This window comes from Candidatus Roizmanbacteria bacterium (assembly GCA_016699265.1).
GTDB lineage: Bacteria > Patescibacteriota > Microgenomatia > UBA1406 > GWC2-37-13 > CAZLQR01.
In genome coordinates, this window is sequence record CP064967.1 from 148,791 (window position 1) to 166,093 (window position 17,303).

Genomic DNA, 17,303 nt, shown 5'->3' on the forward strand with positions numbered 1-17,303 from the left:
ATGGCAGAAATACCTATTACTCCAGACGTTGCCCGTGACTTGGGAAGAGGACGATTTGGCGAAGCGCCTGTTACGCCAGATGCTAACGTAGATGCAGCTCTACAAAATTTCCGAAATGGTAAAGCGGAGCAAGCGCTTCTCGAGCTTGCATCCCCAGCTGCGGTACCTCATGATCGAAAAGACGTAAAAGATAGCCTGATAAACAGATATAGTACCGAGCGCGATGCAGCTGGAAAAAGAGCAGATCCAGTCGATTCACAGGAACGAAGACGATTAAGAGAGGCTAGAAGCAAGGTCGAAACTTATCGCGATTTTCTTGAAAATGGAACCATATCTCCAGCGATCCGGAATGAGGTGCGAGGGTTTTTGACAAGAGCATCCGTTGGATTTCAAGATGCTATCGTTGGCATGACTCCTACGCAAGTTGATGCGCTTGTAGACGATCAGATATTGAATGATCCCATCTTTAGATCGAAATTAATCCGGATTTATGGGGAAAGAGCCAATCCGAGAAAGTCACTACAATCCGAAAAGGAAGTACATGATTTGGAGCTCTCACTAGCTAAATTGGAGTCAAAATTAGTCGGAGAAGTTACGCCAGCTGAAATGACCGCTGCAGAAACGGCTAAAACGACTGCCGAAGCAAATCTCGTAGCCTCAGGGGCAAATGTGACGGAGATAACAGGATACCAGGCAGATTTTGACAATCTCGCTCCTCATGTAAATGAAGCGAGATCAATCTGTACCACTAATAAGTTAGCTCATGATCAAGTTGACGCACAAATAACTACGTTACAAGCCCAGTTAGACTCAGGAACTCCCCCTCCCGGTACTCAAGAGTATCAAAGAATATTTAATACTGTGGGAACTCTCAGAACGAACACAGAATTCGCAAATTATAGAGCGGCCAAATCAACCGTTGATAGATATGAGAATGCGAAGGCCTATCTCGACGCTTTAAATCCGGCTCAGAAAACGGCAGTAAGCGAATTTAGCTCAGCTCAGTCCAAACTCAAGGCGCTTAAGGACAAAGCGAGCGGAGCGATGTCGGCCACAGAAAAAGCAGATATTGATGCGCAGATAAAGAATCTAAAAATTGAACTGGCAGATGCGAGAGATGTACTCCAAAAAGAAATGATAGATGACTACAGATCTGTTACACATATGGCTGAAGATGTTACGCAGGAAATGCTTGCAGAGGAAATGCAGCAATTACCCGATTTGTATAGAACCGCAAGAACCGGAGAACAAACGAGAGAACAAGAGCAGCTTGCGTCAGCTGCGGAAAAATTGAATAAAATTTGGAAGGATCCGGTGGTAAGGAGGGGAGTAATGAGCTTAGTAACCAATCGGGCGCGAGCGGGCCAGTGGGTGAATGCATGGACACAACAGGGGAATGAAGGAGTCCGTACGCAGATGTTGGGAATTCCGAATCCAGATCTAGCGGCGGCCGGCCTTACTCCTGAGGAAATAACTATTTTCCATGCAACTCTTGCTGATCCGAATAGAAGTCAAGCGTTTCTGAATGAAACAGCGGACGTGGTGGCTTCTCAAGCTCTCGCAGATTTTGTATCATCGGGAGGGAGATTGGGTCGTGTTGAGATGACAGCTATCACAAGTTCTGCAAAGGGGAGAGATCTTATCTCGCGAGCAATGGCCGATGTTGATGCTCAAAGAGCCGCAAAGAATGCAATGGCAGGTCGTGGTGTATTAAAAGGAGTAGACAATATTATTGGAGGGCGCGCATCAGGAGAAAAGCGACATTTCGGACCTGCTCGTATAAGTCTTGCAATTCTATTACTCATATTCGGAGCTGCGGCGTTCAAAGGCTCTAAGGGCTAATGCTATGCCAGATGGATCGGTTGCTACTGAACTCCCACCTATGGGACCACCCGAACTATCGATTCCTCGAGATGTTTTTGCCCCTGAAGTACTCGATGAGCCTATAAGTCATACGCCACTTGATCCGAATATAACTGGTCCAGAACCTTCAGCTGAGGAAATTCGTGCAATGATTGAGGCAATGGGACAACATGCGCCTGCTATCGAAGAACCCGTTCGTCAAATTCGCCAAAGACCGGAAAAAAGTAAAGGTAAGATAGGGCAGTTTTTGGAGCAGCACCATCTTCTCGGAAATGTTCTTAAGATGGGTTTGGCACCGTTAGCAATTTTGTTTGGAGTTTTGTTTGGTGCTTTAAAATCTTCAAAAGGAGGACAGCACTAAGTTATTCTTCGACGGTTACACCAAGGAGTCTGTTTACCACTTCTTTTTTGTATCGTCTGTCTCCTCGTGAATTAATGCGAATTGCAGGAAGCTTTCCCTTCTTTCCCCAGCGTTTAATAGTGAGAGGGGAGACACGTAAAATATCAGCAACTTCGCGGATGGTAAGAAGGTCGGGAAGATCGCTCAAAGATACTCGATTTGATTTGAGTGGGTTTGACATAGAACGCATTATATGGGCGACTTATTTAATTGTCAATCGATAATTTACATTGAAGGCTTCGCAATCTTCTAAACGAATTAATAACTATTCAATAATTTTTTATTTATAGATTTTTGATTTATTTTGATTCTAAAAAATACGTTTTCTCGCTTGACTCGTACCTAACAAACATATATATTTTTCAGTATTACAACAATTGATTTATGAGGCCATTTTCTAAAGGATTTGCATTTGTTCCACTCCTTATCGTCTTCTTCCTTCTTGTTGTATCTGCGGTGACAAGCTATGTGGTAATCAATCAAGGAACGGGTGGTTATTCGAGTCGCGCCGCTGGAAGCTGTCAGTACAATCTTTGTTCTGCGATGGTGAATTCTAATGGGCAATGTAGGCAAGACGCGCTTAATGCTGGACATTGTATCACTGTCTTGAAAAGTCCTGGAATTTATGGATGTTCACCAAAAAATGAATTCATGCAGAGTAATAACGGCATTGCATATTTTTCATGTCCTGCTAGTGCAACCTGTACCAATAACGCTCAATGTTCATCTGGACTGTCTTGTTCGAACGGAACATGTCAAACGCCAAAATGCAGTAATGTGGGAAGTGGGGCAAATTGTGGCAATAATGTGTATGGATGTAATTCTTTCGTTTCTTGTTCTTCCGGTTTAGATTGTTATAAAGGGTCAAACACGGCGGCGACATGTATGAGTCCAGCAGCAGTTTGTAATAAATTTTCCAATACCAGTTCTCAGTATAAAACTTGCTGTCAGAGAACAGAAGGACAATCTTGTGGATCAGGAGTTAATGAATGTACCGAGGCAACTGCTGGCGCAGGCGTATGTGGATCAGGATTGACTTGCACTGGAGGGAAATGTGTTGCGGTGAATGCGCCTCTGGTCAATGCTTCAACTTGTTTAGTGGGGTCTGGTTATCAATGTAACCAGCGGGCACTTGCTACCCTTCACTGTCCTGACGGAATTATCGATTGTAAGTCGCCAAATGTATGTCTAGACAGCAGTAATAACTCCGTTTCGGGCACAACAAGAACGGGTACCTGTAAAGCAAGAGCTACTGATCCAAAGCCTACATCAACGCCAACTCCAGCAGATCCAAAGCCAACCGTAACGCCTGTAACAGGTGGTGGAGGCGGTGGTGGCGGTGGAGGAGGCGGTGGAGGTGGAGCCGTAACTCCTACAGATCCAAAGCCAACAACAGGATCTCAATCGTGTGCTGGTGGAGTTCTTTGTAATGGAACGTTGGTAACCGGCACAGCAGGACAAGTAGTATGCGGTCAAAAAGATGCTAGTGGAACCTGTCGAACAAGTCAGTGTAATGGATCAACGGGTCAGTGGAACTATGTAGGAAATGCCTGCTCCGTAACCCTAACTCCGACAGTTACCCCTGCAGTAACTACAACAACGACACCAACAACGACACCAACAACGACACCAACAACAACACCAACAACAACGCCGGGTGCAGAAGAAACGGAAAACATCACTCTGGCGCTCACAGTAAGATTACAAGGAGTTACGGCTAAACCAAAAGGAGGTCAGACTGTTCCATTTAAGGTCAAGTTGAGGGGTCCGACAAGTAAAGAATATTCAGCAGGCACTCTTACGGCCAATGCATCAGGGCTTTGGACTGGATCTGTTGCCTTTACCTCCGTTGCGGTCGGTAGTGATACTAAATACACAGTCTTTGTAAAGGTTGGAAAGCACCTTCAAAAGAGAGTCTGTGGTTTTGCTCCATCTGAAGCTTCAGGTGGTCTGTACAACTGTTCAGATAGTGCAATTCCATTATCTGCAGGGGTAAACAATCTTGACTTCTCAGGAATAATGCTCTTGGCAGGAGATCTTCCTTCATCTTCCGGAGTACAAAATGGAGTTGTGGATTCCTACGATATCTCATACATATTAAACAATCTTGGATCTACCGATGCCACAAAGATGGCGATTGGAGATCTTAACTTCGACGGCGTAATAGATACCCAAGATAGATCGCTCATCATACAGTCGTTAAATGTTAAGTATGATGACGAGTAAGTTATTTAATTATTTCTTATTTATTATTTTTTATTGAATTTTTAAATATAAAAATTGACACATTGAACAATAAATAACAAATAACAAATTAAAAATTTCAAAATAAATAATATGGATCCCGTGCAAGAACAACCACCAGTAAAGAAAAATTTTCATAGGAGTCTTTTAGTTGTCCTCGTATTAATCGCGGCAGTAGAGTTCCTTCTACTTATGAACAAGAACGGTCAGTTTCCACCGGCCGCATCTACCAAGCAGGAAGCCGAAGTTGAGTCGCCTCTGCAAGAAGGTGTTATGGAGGGCGTATTCAGTCTGAAGGCAGATAAGGTCGCAACAGTAGGTGCTCCTCTTACATTCACTGTAGCTGCAGACTCCAATAAAAGAAAAGTCGTAGGCTTCGATACTATAGTTGAGTACGATGAGACCGCCTTTACTTTAGGTTCAGTAAGGTCATCTTTGAAGGGTTTTACCGCAACCTCAAGTACGCGTAAAAAATACCTCGAAGTTACTTCGATTAAGGAGCCACAGGAAGCCGTAACACCCGTGTTGAAAAATACTGAAGTTCTAAGCTTTACTCTTACACCTCGTAAGGTGGGTAATTACAAAGTTAATCTCGTTGATAGAGTTGGGGAATCGAGTACGAAGTATATCGATAGCGAGACGCAGGTGTATCTCCCGAAGGTGAATGGAGTGACTGTTACTGTAAAGTAAACTTAATTCGAAGTTTGAAATTCGACCTGCCTACCGGCAGGCAGGAATGTTTCAAAATTGGAACATTTGACCTTGACTTCAAATTAAAAACTTTAAATTTTTAATTAATATTAATGAAAAAGGATATAACTAGACTATTTATCGCACTCTTCCTTTTCCTATGGGTAGCAACCGTACACGGTAGTGTTTATGCGGCTTTTCTAAAGTTTGATCAGGCAAGTTATGATCTTGAGGTTGGGGACACATTTGATGCACAGATAATAGTAAATCCAGGCACTGCAGAGGTAACTTCGATCGATTCCTATGTGAAGTACGGAAGCAGCGTTATCAATGCTACGGGCGTCACAGAGGGATCTTATTTCCCAACAGTACTGAACGACTTAACTAGCGGAAAGGTCTATATTGCTGGACTTGTTGATAGTCCATCCGACTTCAAGTCTGGCACCGGTACCGTGGCTACAATAACCTTCGAAGCACTCAAGGTAGGAACCACAGAACTTGTATTTGACTGTGATGGGCAGGCAACGGTGACCTCAAAGGTAATCAAGAACGATATTAACTCCACAAATATTATTCAGTGTAGCCAAAATGGTACCGCAACGGTAACGATAGGCGTTGCAGCAGCATCAGGATCAACATTGACCCCAACACCAACCGGCGCTTCAACAGAAAATACATCCACACCAACTACCAGACCAGTAACTCAGCTACCGGCAAGCGGTTCAGCTGAGAATATGATGCTATTGGGAGCTATAGGTGCAGTACTGGTTGTGATTGGTGGAGTAGCGAAGTTAATAAGACCATTTTGATCGTTGGTAAATCGGCATTGATTTGTATTATTTAGTTTTGTAGGATGTATCGAAACAAAAAATCATGAAAAAAAGTAAAGTTGCAGCTTTGGCCATAGGTACGATACTAGGAGTCGGATTGATTGCTGGAGGTTTTCTGTTTATGCAAACATTCTCAAGAGCCTCAAGTGATAAACCTGTAGAGGTGGCGATTACCGATCTGACTGCAAGTAGCGCCAAAGTATCTTGGAAAACTGGAAATGACACTGTGGGTACAATAATTTCATATGGAACATCTGTAGACCTCGCAACACCTTTGGTTCAGCCATCAGAGCCAACGCTCAGTAAAGAACATTCAGCTGTAATAACCGGCCTTTCCGCAAACACTACCTATTACTTTGTTTTGGGATCTGAGAAAGAATTTAATAATGCGGGTGTTCCTTGGAGTTTTACTACGAAATCTGAGAACGATACAACTTCAGAGCTCTTTGCGTCTCCAACGCCAACCGTAGCCATATCTGGAACGGTTGAGCCGACAGAAGTACCAATCAATAATCGAATAAACACCTGCAAGGAGACAAACTGCGAAGCAATTAAGGCTAAGCTTGGTACAGAATGTAGCACTCAAGAATATATGAAGTGTATTAAGGCTGCTCAAAATCCATCCCCAACGAACTAAGAACTATCTTACGAGAAGATTCGTTACGAAGCTGATTGCCGGAGAGATAATCGAGGAAATCATCGATCCCTTTCCAATAGGAAGGATTAATAAGATTAGGAAAAGTAGACCATATCTCTCAAGCTGATACCACTCGCGCGCTTTATCCTCAGGCAGAAGTCCTCCAACTATCTTAAAGCCGTCTAATGGGTGAATTGGAAGCAGATTGAATACTGCGAGCATTACATTGAGCTGGATAAAGATAATCAGGAAAGACATGGATGTAGCCCTAAGAACTATTGATAGAATGACTGCAATGAGTAAATTAGAGATAGGACCAGCCACTGAGATTAACGCCGCATCTCTTCGAGGGCTTTTCAGATTAAACGGATCAAACTGCACGGGTCGTCCCCATCCGAATCCGAACATAAATAAGAATAAAATTCCCATCAGATCGATGTGTGCTTTTGGGTTGAGCGTAACTCGTCCCTGAAGTCGGGGAGTAGGATCCCCAAGTTTATCCGCCACAAATGCGTGGCTAAATTCATGAACGGCAATAGCCATAAGGAGAGCGACTAGATAAATAACAAAAAGAAGGGGAGACTGGGACAATATGCTGATCATATTTCGAATTTTGAAATTTGAATTTTGAATTCAGTTTGAAATATTTTAAGCATTTAAAATTAAAAATTAATTAAAAACTAAAAACTTCAAATTAAAAATTACTATCAATATTATATACTATCTCCATGATTAAGACTGGTGTAGCAGTGATTTCGGCACTCGGGTTTCTTGCTTTCATGGCAACGATGGTTGCTCTTGCATTATACGCCTTAAAAAAACTCGTTCGGGTTAGGTTGTATGACAAACTACAAAATCAACTGCAACCTTACGCATACCAACTCGCATTTTTTCTCGCTCTGATGGCTAGCCTAGCAAGTTTATTTCTTTCGGAGGTTCTCCATTTTCAGCCGTGCATCTTGTGTTGGTATCAGAGGATCGCTATGTACCCACAGGTGGTACTTCTGTATGTTGCACAGCTGCGAAAAGAGCGTGTTTTAACACCGTATTTGCTCGTTATTAATGTTATTGGTAGTCTCATCTCCCTTTATCACTATTCGCTTCATGTACTACCACATACGATGGTGCCTATTTTACCCTGTTCGACGCAGCTTGGCGGAGTTCCATGCGATAAAGGGTATGATTTTTACTTTGGCTTCATGACCTTCCCTCTTATGGCATGGTCAGTATTTATGCTAATTACTTTCTTACTCATAATCTCACAAGTTAAAGTTAGTCCCGACAGAAAGTCGGGATTCCGATCTCGAAAGCATCGGAAAAACTCGAGATAACTATGTTAAAAATCGTAACTGTACCAAATAAAATCCTCACATCTTCAACACAGAAAGTGAAGAATATTACACCTAAAATTAGGCGTCTGGTAGAGCAGATGAAGGAAACTTTGATCAGCCAGCGTGATCCAGAAGGAGTAGGCCTTGCCGCAACTCAGGTAGGGGAGAGTTTGAGCATTTTCATAATGCGACCAGAATTAAAGGGCGAGATTATTGTTTGTATAAATCCTGAGGCAACGGTAGTTGAGTCAAAGGATGTTATTCATGAAAGCAAAACACTTCTTGCTAAAAAAAATAAACATGCGAAGATGGAGGGATGCCTCTCGATACCCAGAATCTGGGCTCCACTGAAAAGAAAGGGTAGAGTACATCTTAACTATGAAGATCTTGATGGAAACAAACACTCAAAAGAGCATGAGGGCTTTGAGGCGATTATTGTTCAGCACGAGGTCGACCATCTAAACGGAATTTTATTCACGCAACGATGTCTGGAGCAGAAAGTTACGCTTTATGAGGAAGAAGGGGATGAGTTGGTGGCCCTAAAGACCTAGATTATTTTTTATCTATTATTTCTTATTTTTTATTGAGTTTCTAATTTGAAATTGATTAATTTAGCGATCAATTAGAAATAGTAAATAAGAAATTAGCAAATAGGGAGAATTAGGCGGTAGCAACTGGAGTAGAGGTTGCCTTCATCTGAGTCTGAGCAAGAACGTAGAACGGCTTCACTCCATCGGTCATGTCCTTTCGAATTCGCTTAATGCACTTTGTGCAAAGACGCACTGTTTCGGACTTACCTTTGATCATAATGGCAATTTTCTGAAGGTTTGGTTTAAAGATTTTTTGTGTTTTTGGAGCTCTTTTCTTCCATCGTCCTCCCGCAACACCACGATGGTGGGTATGTGAGCGTCCGAATATAGTCGATTTTCCACAGTGAAAGCATTCCATAGAGTCGTGTAACTTGTAGCTTAGAACATGAAGCTCAAGATAGACATATATGATATCATAAAGATGCGGTTTTGGCAATTTTCAATTGAGGATTCTAGTTGTATTGTCATCCCGAATCCCGACAGTTTTGGGATGAGGGATCCAGCGAAGCGAAGTTAGACTTGGCAAAGCCAAGTTAGACTTGGCGAAGCGCTGCGCTAGATTCTTCGTTTCACTCAGAATGACCAGATTAAATAAGATCTCTAAACTATGAAATTATCGCTTTGTATAGCCGTCTTCAACGAAGAAATTAACCTTCACTATCCGCTCGACTCATGTATAGACTGGGTAGACGAGGTGATTATAGTAGACGGAGGCTCTACTGACCGAACGGTTGAGGTTGCTAAGTCATACGGTAAAAAGGTTAAGATATTCCACCGAGACAACCCTCCATTATTCCTTATTAACCGCCAAAGAGCCATGGATCAAGCGAAAGGCGACTGGATTTTACAGTTAGATGCGGATGAAGAGGTGACGGAACAATTGAAAGACGAAATACTTTCAATTGTAAGTTCTAAGTTCGAAGTTCAAAGTTCTAAATACATTGCCTACTGGATACCAAGACGCAACTTTTTTATTGGTCGATTCCTCATGAAAGGTGGTGTATATCCAGATCCAGTCCTCAGACTGTACAGAAACGGGTGCGCATCCTTCCGAAGCGAACACGTGCATGAGCATGCGGTCATCGATCCATCTGTTATTTTTCCAAAGCTGAAAAAAGGGGAGTATAGAGTTGAGGACTATATCGGTAGGTTGAAGAACGACCTCTGTCACTATGCAGATCCATACTTTGGTCGTTATCTCATGCGATGGAAGCGGTATAACAAAGTAGATGCAAAGCTGTTGAATGATCAAAAAAAGAAGGCTGGATTTTTCAATTACTGTATCTGGAAGCCAATCTACACATTTATTTTGCTTTACGGTCGCCACAAGGGCTTTATGGATGGGTGGCAGGGTTCGTCTTCGCTTTTATGTCATCGGTTAGGTTTATAGATATCTATCTAAAAGCGAAAAGAATTTCTAATTTCTGATTTTAATTTTGATATTTATTTCTAATTTTTCAATCTATAGATTTAAGGATCGATAATAAATAAGAAATAATAAATAAAAAATTAGAGTTTAAGACCCTATCTTAAACTCGACTACGTCTCCATCCTTCATCTCGTGATCTTTCCCGCAGATCTGCACCTTTCCTTTCTCTCGTGAACCGGTCCAGCCATTGCAACTCACGAAGTCATCATAGGTCACTACATCGGCCTTGATAAACTTCTTTTCAAAGTCGGTATGGATTGTTCCAGCAGCCTGAGGCGCGAGGGTTCCTTTTGTGATTGTCCAGGCACGTGCCTCCTTTTCTCCCGCGGTCAAAAAAGAGATAAGCCCCAATGTTTCATAGGCTTTTTTTATCAGAGTAATCAAAGTTGTTTCCTCGAGTGGGTTGAAAAGCATGAAATTGTCATCCCGAGAACTAGCGAGGGATCCAGCGGAGCGCTGCGCTAGTTTCTTCGTTTCACTCAGAATGACTTCAATTTTCTTCTTTGTTCCTTCTTGATCTTCGAGCTGCTCGAGCGAGCAGTTAAAACAGTAGATAACCGGCTTAAAGGTAATTAAGTTGAGAGGTTTCACAGCCTCCACTTCCTCGATGTGAAGTGAAAGAGTGCGGGCTGGACTGCCTCCATCGAGATGATTCTTCAGTTTTTTAACCACTTCATATGCCACAAAAGCCTCCTTAGGAGCGCTCGTTCCTTTAGGCTCTTTTTGTTTGTTTAAGGTCTGTAGATCGGCTAAAATCAACTCGGTTTCGATGGTTTGGATGTCGCTTACTGGATCAACTTTATTATCCACATGGATAATGTCCTTATCCTCAAAAAGTCGAACGACGTGCAAGGTGGCTGCCACCTCCCGTATGTGAGTGAGGAATTGATTACCAAGTCCTTCGCCTTGCGATGCACCTTTTACAAGTCCCGCAATGTCGTAAAACTCTACCGCTGCGGGGACGATTTTGCTAGTGTGAACAATTTCAGCAAGTTTTTGGAGCCGTTCATCAGGTACCTCGATGATTCCGACATTAGGGTCAATGGTAGCAAAAGGATAGTTTGCCTCTAGAGCGACCTGCTTCTTTAGTAGGGCATTAAATAGAGTTGATTTTCCAACATTAGGGAGTCCAACGATCCCGATAGAAAGTTTCATGAGCCTCAATTATAGCAGTAGGACGTGCGTAATAGTTTGTAGGTTATACTGTTTTAAAGAACTGATATAATCGCTGTTGGTATTGGAGTTGGGAATGTAGATAAAAAGATATGCGAAGCACTTTAAATCTTAATTCTGAGAAAAAATCGACAAATCATCAACTTCGACATGAACAAAAGCAGAACTGGAAGGTAGCGTTATATTTTTTCTTCATTATTGTCCTTGGAACGCTACTCTCAAAAGGCTCTATTCATGCTGGGTTTCTATTAGACGATCTTATACAAAGGCGCGTTTATCTTACACATAATTTACAGTTAAGTTTATTAAGAGCCTTCTCGTTTATAGACGGATCTAATTTGGGATGGCTTATAGAGCGAGGGCAAATACCGTGGTGGTCCCACGTAGATCTTAAAATTTCCTTCTTTAGACCCGTTACTGCTCTCACTCACTACCTCGACTATGTGTATTGGCCAAAATCCTCAGAGCTAATGCACCTACAGAGCATTTTATGGTTTTTGATTGTATGTTCGTTGGTTTTATTTTATTATGAAAAAATTTTCAGGTCTTGGAAAACGGCATTGGTAGCCGCATTTCTTTTTACTGCTGATTTTAACCATTACAGTCCAATCGCATGGCTTGCAGACAGAAATCGATTAATCGCTCTCTTTTTCGGTTTGTTAACGCTTCTAACCCATCGAATGTGGGTGAATAGCTCTAAAAGTTTTTACAGATTTTTGGCATTATTTCTATTTTTTACGACATTACTTTCTGCGGAGTCCGGAGTAGCGGTATTGGGCTTTATAGTGTTCTATTCAGTACTGCTAAAAAGGTCAGATATCAAGAAGCTTTCTCTTATGGTCCTAGATTATATTGTCGTTTTTATTTTTTGGTTGGTCATCTATGCTGCACTGGGTTACGGAGTGGCCAATACGGGACTGTACATAAATCCAGTAGCCGATCCAGTTCGATATTTAGGCTTGATTATCGAGCGAATTCCAATTCTTTTCATAGAGCAGTGGCTCAAACCAAGTATGTTTGTGCCTAGAAATCTATGGTCATGGCCAGATCCTTCACTTTATAGTCTTATAGAGGCTCCAGATAAATATTTTTACTGGACAGCGTCCATTGCAGCCATATTTGTGCTGTGGAAGGCGTTACACAGGATACTTAGAAAAGATGAGGTTGCTCAATATTTCATAGTCTCGACTTTTATAGCATTGTTTTTCGCTTCAACAACTAAAATTATTGATGGACGTTTGCTTATTTTTGTCGGACTAGGCACGAGTGGCCTTGTGGCGCAGCTATTATTTTTATTTTTAGGAAAAAAGAAAAAACAGTTTACCTATTTTTCAATTTGCATACTGATATTATCAGTTGTTTTGCAGGGCATACTGTCTCCAATCAGACTCTACAACTCTATGGTTCAAAAGTATTCATTTTCGGATGAGCTCGAAATTCTTACCGATTTCGAAAAGAACGCGGAAGGAAGATCGCAGTTTGTGATTAATTCTCCAAGCATGCATTATGTAGCTTATGCTCCTTTCGTGCGTAACTCAGGCTCATCAACTAGTGCTCAGTATTTAGTGCCGGGCTACAATCCGATACTAGTAAAGCGGGTAGATGAGAATGCACTACAAATTACCATACTTGAAAAGCCAGAAGTAAAATCTTATTTCAATAAGCTTGATCCGAAAAAGTTATATGAAGATCTAGAACTAACATTTAACAAGTCGGATTTCCCCACTGAGGTGAGTAATTTTAGAGTACGAAATTTTTATGTTGAAGTTTTAAAATCTCACAATAAATCGGATAGCAAGATTATTAATTTTAAGTTCGATGAGAAGTTGTCGAGCAAATCTTATATTTGGTATCGGTGGGACTGGAAAAAAAGGAAATATGAGATCTTTACCATTCCTAAAGTTGGAGAAGAAGTCATCATATCCGCTCCTAATTAACATATTTTTTTGGGGGGGAATCTTGTTTTGTTCGTTTGTTAGGACTCTTTATTCAAAAGACTTATAAGTTTGGTGGGTTATAATTGCTTCATGAACTATCCGAAAGGATTCGTTTTGGGACGTTTTCAGCCAATTCACAAAGGTCATCAGTATTTAATCGATAGGGCTTTAGAGCAGTGCGACGAGGTTGTGATAGGGATAGGAAGCGCAAATGTCCAAGATGAGAAAAATCCATTCTCCTTTGAACAACGGCTTCAGCAGATCCAACGTATTCTATCGGAAAAAAAGTATCGAGGAAGAACCGTCTCTATCGTGGCGGTTGATGATGATCCGGATGACGCCGTGTGGCTTAAGGTACTTATTAAAAAAACAGGGAAGATTGACGTTGTGTTTGGGAACAATGAATGGCCAAATGGCATTTTTGAGAAGGCTGGTTACAAGGTTATCAGAGTTCCACTTTATAAACGGCACATCTACGAGGGGACTAAAATTCGTAAGCGGTTGGGAATTTGAGAGGTTTTATTATCTTTCTGCGCCGTACTTTTCCATTAATTGCTTGAGGCTTTCTTCGTTCATTGCTCCATTAGTTGGCTGTGCAACCTTTTGGAGATCCTTCATCATATTTGAGTAATCGGTGAACTTGATCTCTGCAGGAGGAGTAAAGAGGCTGTCAGCGACCGTACCAGGCTTACAGCTACTCTTATATTTTTCTATCATTGCTAAGGCGTCGGAAGGATTCGTACCTTTTCCAGCTCCGGTTTTTGAGTTTTGAGTAGGAGTGATCTTGAGATCAGGTACCTGCATCATAAAGCCTTGTTTGGTCGTGTCGTTCCACGAGTACATCTTTTTGTCCTTAAGAATCATACTTCCAGACTCTTCTGCCTTTGAACCGGTAAAGTCTGTTCGTACTGCTCCAGCCTTCATATACGTCTTAGTCTGTCTTCCGTTATCGTCGGTGAAGGTGCACTCAAGACTCAAGGATCTCGAAAGTGCATCTTGTATTGAGGTAAATGAAAGTTTTCCCGGTTGAGTTTGAGTTCCTGTCACTAAAGAACCACCATTTGACCCCGACTTATTCATTAAGAAATATCCTGCAGCAAGAAGGAGGAGGACCACAACAACGGCTAGTACTTTTTTGTTCATAGCAACAATAGGATAGCAAATCGTTTAGCGATGTCAATAGAATATTGATGAGTTGGATTAGAAGGGGAGCTAACACGCCACCTTCGTCGTGGCTTCGGCGAACCTAGGCAAAAAAAATCGGGCCGTCGCCCGATTTTTTAATCCTTACCTAAATTTGTTTATTTCATAAGTGTTTTTTATCGGTTTTTTATTTTGAGCGTCTTCTCTTAATAATTTAATCTATTGATTGATTTTTTGAGTGACGATACTTTTTTTAAATCCGATATGTTTTTTAAATTTATAACAGTGCACTTCTTACCTTATAACTATAATTATAGGATAAACAAAAGTAGCGGTACTTGTCAAGCGCATTTTATATAGGATAGTATTATGAGGCTAATATATTTATTATTTATTACTTATTATTGATAATTGAATTACTATAGTAGTTTAATCTTTCGTAATCCATACAAAAATGAGAAATAAAATAAGATATAAGAAATAAAAAATAACAAGTATCTAGGAGGTTTTTTTTGTGTATTTTTCCTTGGAGTGTTTGATGATTTTATCTCGATTGTCATTGCTAACTGCAGGGAGGGGGAGTGTTTTGGCTGGGAATGGCGCACTTGTCATGTCGTCAATTGAGAGTTTGGTTACAACCTCATATTTACCAAGAGATACAAGGTCATTCTCAGTATAAAGTTCGGCAAACTCTCTGGTGAGAATGTAGGCATCTTTCGCGCCTACCACAAACGAGATTATGGTGCCTACATTACCAAAAATTGCTTTTTGAACCGGCAGTTCAAGCTGATCTATATATTGATTGGCGAGAGTGAGCGCGAGCCTATACTTACGCGCCTCAGACAGGATCTTTATAAACGAAGCGGTCGCAAAGTTCTGAAACTCATCTACGTATAGGAAGAAATCCTTTCTATCATCTTCTTTTTGAAAGGATCGACTCATTGCTGCAAGCTGAATGCGCGTAATAAGCATGGCGCCGAGTAGAGCAGCATTGTCCTCTCCGAGCTTACCTTGTGAGAGATTAAGGATAAGAATTTTGCCTTCATCCATGATTTTTTCAAGATCGATGGTTGATTTTGGGCTTCCAATGATGTTACGGATCATTTTCGAAGCAACAAACTGTCCTACCTTGTTCTGAATCGGCGAAATAGCTTCTGATCGAAGTTTGTCAGGCATCTTTGCAAACTCTTTATCCCAAAAATTCTTAAGAACAGGGTCGGTAATGTAATCTTTTACCACTTTTAGTCGGTACTCCTCATCGGCAAGCAATTTTAGAACGTCTACAAGCGTCGCATTCGGAACTTCAAGAAGTGTCAAAATGACATTTCTGAGAATATATTCAAGTCGAGGCCCCCAACTGTCACCGTAGAGCTTGAAGAAAATACTGACAATTCCAGAGGCTACTAAGTCTTTGTGCTGTTTATGTTTGACCTCGAGTACGTTAAGTGAAAATGCGTTATCTACATCGAATGGTTCTAGGTATACAACGTCGTTGAGTCGACGCTTTGGAATGTAGTCGAGAATAGTCATTGAGAGATCGCCGTGAGGATCCACGATACCAACGCCTCGTCCTTTACGAATATCATCGATTGCCATGTTCGTGATCAGAGTCGACTTACCTGAACCCGTTTTACCGATTATGTACATATGCTTGCGACGATCTCGAGTTTTGATTCCAAAGATCGCCTCTTTATTCTTAAACTCTGCTCGAGCAAAGAAGTTAAGATCTTTTTTATCTTCTTCGTTATTTTGGTCAACAACCGGAAGATTCTCAGGTGGTTCGCCTGATAAAGTTTTTCCCCAAGTAATGTTACGAATTCCAGCAAGTAGGAGTCCGGGTGGATGCCAGAGTGTGGCTAATTCCTGAGCATTCAGAACCTGATATTTGTGTTCGTTCATGAAGAAGCTACGATTTTTAGTGTGTTTAAACAGTCTTTTTTTAAAGACAAGTGGTCTTTTGAAGACGAACTGATTACCTTCACCAAGTGAGAAGCTACCAAAGGTTCCACCAAGATTACGAAGATAGTTCATTGGGTCGGCATGTTTATCGGATCCTGCGATAAGTCGAATTGCGACTTTCCCACCCTGGAATGAGGCCTTTCTCATCATGAGTAATTTCTGTGGATTTTGTCCGTATTTATCAGCTGACGCATCATAAGAGAGTACCTTTGCGGCCTCGACCGATTTGTGTTGCCAGTTGAAGGTGGTTGGCATGCAAAGTATCTGTATACCAATATGAACATCGGGGTCTTGCTTGGATAAAAATCCAACAAGAGCAGAGAGGGGATCAACGTCCTTAAAGTCTTGGTAGGTTTTGATGGGTAGATAGAAAAATGAGTTCAGCTTCATTTCTGCGACCGCAATATGCTTTGATTTTATGATTCCGTTCATCGGGTCCGTCGTCTTTTGAAGTATGGACTGAGGAAAAGATGATGTTATAAGGCTTTGAACAAAGGTGTCGCTCTTCGTTGGAGCTGTTAAATAGAAGTAAATGGACTGATTAAGTAGATAGATTTCGGCAGAATATACCTTTGGATGAACTATGGCACGTTTCCACAGAGGGACATATGGTGAGGCCAGAAGAGAGGCAAAGATCTGGGTAGCGCTTTCTATAGGCGTTTCGTCGTCCTTCGGATTTTTGATATGAAAGAATGAAAGTGACTTTGACATCTCAATTTGATTATACAAAAACCATGAGATTAGATGGGTGCTGTTTAAGTTGTGCCAATCTTTTTTGGTATGAGTTCATTCACGTTTATTTTAAGTTCTCTGGCGAGTTTTGCGAGTACTATAAATGAAGGATTTCGAAGTCCGTGCTCGATCTGCGAGATGTACGTTCTGTCAACGTCCGTAATCACCGAGAGCTCCTCTTGAGTAATATTGCGTTTTCGTCGTGCTGTATAGATTTTTTCTCCCAATTTGCGATATAGAACGCGACCTTTCATAGTATGGCTACATTACTGTAGCCATTAGTCGAAATCTATTGACGATAGTCAACAAAAAGTGTTTTTTGAACTGTTGGAGCAAGCCATGAGA

General features: G+C 41.4%; 18 protein-coding genes. 11 read left to right on the forward strand and 7 right to left on the reverse strand.

What is annotated here, in order from left to right; all coding sequences use genetic code 11:
• Positions 1 to 1,842 (forward strand): hypothetical protein, encoded by a 1,842-nt coding sequence (locus tag IPH70_00845; protein ID QQR64069.1) that lies wholly within the window; start codon positions 1 to 3, stop codon positions 1,840 to 1,842.
• A gap of 4 nt (positions 1,843 to 1,846) precedes the next feature.
• Positions 1,847 to 2,224: a hypothetical protein gene (locus tag IPH70_00850; GenBank protein QQR64070.1), complete on the forward strand. Its 378-nt coding sequence runs from the start codon at positions 1,847 to 1,849 to the stop codon at positions 2,222 to 2,224.
• A 1-nt stretch (position 2,225) separates the two neighbouring features.
• On the opposite strand, the gene IPH70_00855 is transcribed toward IPH70_00850, so the two are convergent.
• A complete protein-coding gene (locus IPH70_00855; GenBank protein QQR64395.1) occupies positions 2,226 to 2,411 on the reverse strand; it encodes a helix-turn-helix domain-containing protein in 186 nt (61 codons plus the stop codon).
• Between the two features lie 236 nt (positions 2,412 to 2,647).
• Between IPH70_00855 and IPH70_00860 the strand changes: the two genes are divergently transcribed.
• From IPH70_00860 to IPH70_00875, 4 genes are all read left to right on the forward strand, one after another.
• Positions 2,648 to 4,489 (forward strand): hypothetical protein, encoded by a 1,842-nt coding sequence (locus tag IPH70_00860; protein ID QQR64071.1) that lies wholly within the window; start codon positions 2,648 to 2,650, stop codon positions 4,487 to 4,489.
• Positions 4,490 to 4,600: 111 nt separating this feature from the next.
• Positions 4,601 to 5,197, forward strand: coding sequence for a hypothetical protein (locus IPH70_00865; GenBank protein ID QQR64072.1), 597 nt, complete (start codon positions 4,601 to 4,603; stop codon positions 5,195 to 5,197).
• A gap of 113 nt (positions 5,198 to 5,310) precedes the next feature.
• Positions 5,311 to 6,006: a hypothetical protein gene (locus IPH70_00870; GenBank protein ID QQR64073.1), complete on the forward strand. Its 696-nt coding sequence runs from the start codon at positions 5,311 to 5,313 to the stop codon at positions 6,004 to 6,006.
• A gap of 64 nt (positions 6,007 to 6,070) precedes the next feature.
• Positions 6,071 to 6,664 carry a fibronectin type III domain-containing protein gene (locus tag IPH70_00875; GenBank protein ID QQR64074.1) on the forward strand — a complete coding sequence of 198 codons (594 nt, stop codon included), beginning with the start codon at positions 6,071 to 6,073 and terminating at the stop codon, positions 6,662 to 6,664.
• Between the two features lie 3 nt (positions 6,665 to 6,667).
• Here IPH70_00875 and IPH70_00880 read toward each other — a convergent pair whose 3' ends face one another.
• A complete protein-coding gene (locus IPH70_00880) occupies positions 6,668 to 7,267 on the reverse strand; it encodes a site-2 protease family protein (protein ID QQR64075.1) in 600 nt (199 codons plus the stop codon).
• Positions 7,268 to 7,452: 185 nt separating this feature from the next.
• Between IPH70_00880 and IPH70_00885 the strand changes: the two genes are divergently transcribed.
• Together IPH70_00885 and def are read left to right on the forward strand one after the other, a co-directional pair.
• Positions 7,453 to 7,995: a disulfide bond formation protein B gene (locus IPH70_00885; GenBank protein QQR64396.1), complete on the forward strand. Its 543-nt coding sequence runs from the start codon at positions 7,453 to 7,455 to the stop codon at positions 7,993 to 7,995.
• Between the two features lie 2 nt (positions 7,996 to 7,997).
• Positions 7,998 to 8,546 (forward strand): peptide deformylase, encoded by a 549-nt coding sequence (gene def / locus IPH70_00890; GenBank protein QQR64076.1) that lies wholly within the window; start codon positions 7,998 to 8,000, stop codon positions 8,544 to 8,546.
• Positions 8,547 to 8,655: 109 nt separating this feature from the next.
• On the opposite strand, the gene IPH70_00895 is transcribed toward def, so the two are convergent.
• Positions 8,656 to 8,943 carry a hypothetical protein gene (locus IPH70_00895; protein ID QQR64397.1) on the reverse strand — a complete coding sequence of 96 codons (288 nt, stop codon included), beginning with the start codon at positions 8,941 to 8,943 and terminating at the stop codon, positions 8,656 to 8,658.
• A 249-nt stretch (positions 8,944 to 9,192) separates the two neighbouring features.
• Between IPH70_00895 and IPH70_00900 the strand changes: the two genes are divergently transcribed.
• A complete protein-coding gene (locus tag IPH70_00900) occupies positions 9,193 to 9,975 on the forward strand; it encodes a glycosyltransferase family 2 protein (GenBank protein QQR64077.1) in 783 nt (260 codons plus the stop codon).
• 126 nt (positions 9,976 to 10,101) lie between these two features.
• Here IPH70_00900 and ychF read toward each other — a convergent pair whose 3' ends face one another.
• A complete protein-coding gene (gene ychF, locus IPH70_00905; protein ID QQR64078.1) occupies positions 10,102 to 11,169 on the reverse strand; it encodes a redox-regulated ATPase YchF in 1,068 nt (355 codons plus the stop codon).
• A gap of 110 nt (positions 11,170 to 11,279) precedes the next feature.
• On the opposite strand from ychF, the gene IPH70_00910 reads away from it, so the two are divergent.
• Together IPH70_00910 and IPH70_00915 are read left to right on the forward strand one after the other, a co-directional pair.
• Complete coding sequence (locus tag IPH70_00910) at positions 11,280 to 13,124, forward strand: hypothetical protein (protein ID QQR64079.1); 1,845 nt, start codon at positions 11,280 to 11,282, stop codon at positions 13,122 to 13,124.
• Between the two features lie 90 nt (positions 13,125 to 13,214).
• The gene (locus IPH70_00915; GenBank protein QQR64080.1) at positions 13,215 to 13,637 is read left to right on the forward strand and encodes an adenylyltransferase/cytidyltransferase family protein; all 423 of its coding nucleotides are present in this window, start codon (positions 13,215 to 13,217) and stop codon (positions 13,635 to 13,637) included.
• Between the two features lie 9 nt (positions 13,638 to 13,646).
• Here IPH70_00915 and IPH70_00920 read toward each other — a convergent pair whose 3' ends face one another.
• From IPH70_00920 to IPH70_00930, 3 genes are all read right to left on the reverse strand, one after another.
• On the reverse strand, positions 13,647 to 14,267 hold the full coding sequence (locus tag IPH70_00920; protein QQR64081.1) for a hypothetical protein: 621 nt from the start codon (positions 14,265 to 14,267) through the stop codon (positions 13,647 to 13,649).
• A 498-nt stretch (positions 14,268 to 14,765) separates the two neighbouring features.
• On the reverse strand, positions 14,766 to 16,937 hold the full coding sequence (locus IPH70_00925) for a type IV secretion system DNA-binding domain-containing protein (GenBank protein QQR64082.1): 2,172 nt from the start codon (positions 16,935 to 16,937) through the stop codon (positions 14,766 to 14,768).
• 44 nt (positions 16,938 to 16,981) lie between these two features.
• The gene (locus IPH70_00930) at positions 16,982 to 17,212 is read right to left on the reverse strand and encodes a helix-turn-helix transcriptional regulator (GenBank protein ID QQR64083.1); all 231 of its coding nucleotides are present in this window, start codon (positions 17,210 to 17,212) and stop codon (positions 16,982 to 16,984) included.
• Positions 17,213 to 17,303 lie beyond the last annotated feature (91 nt).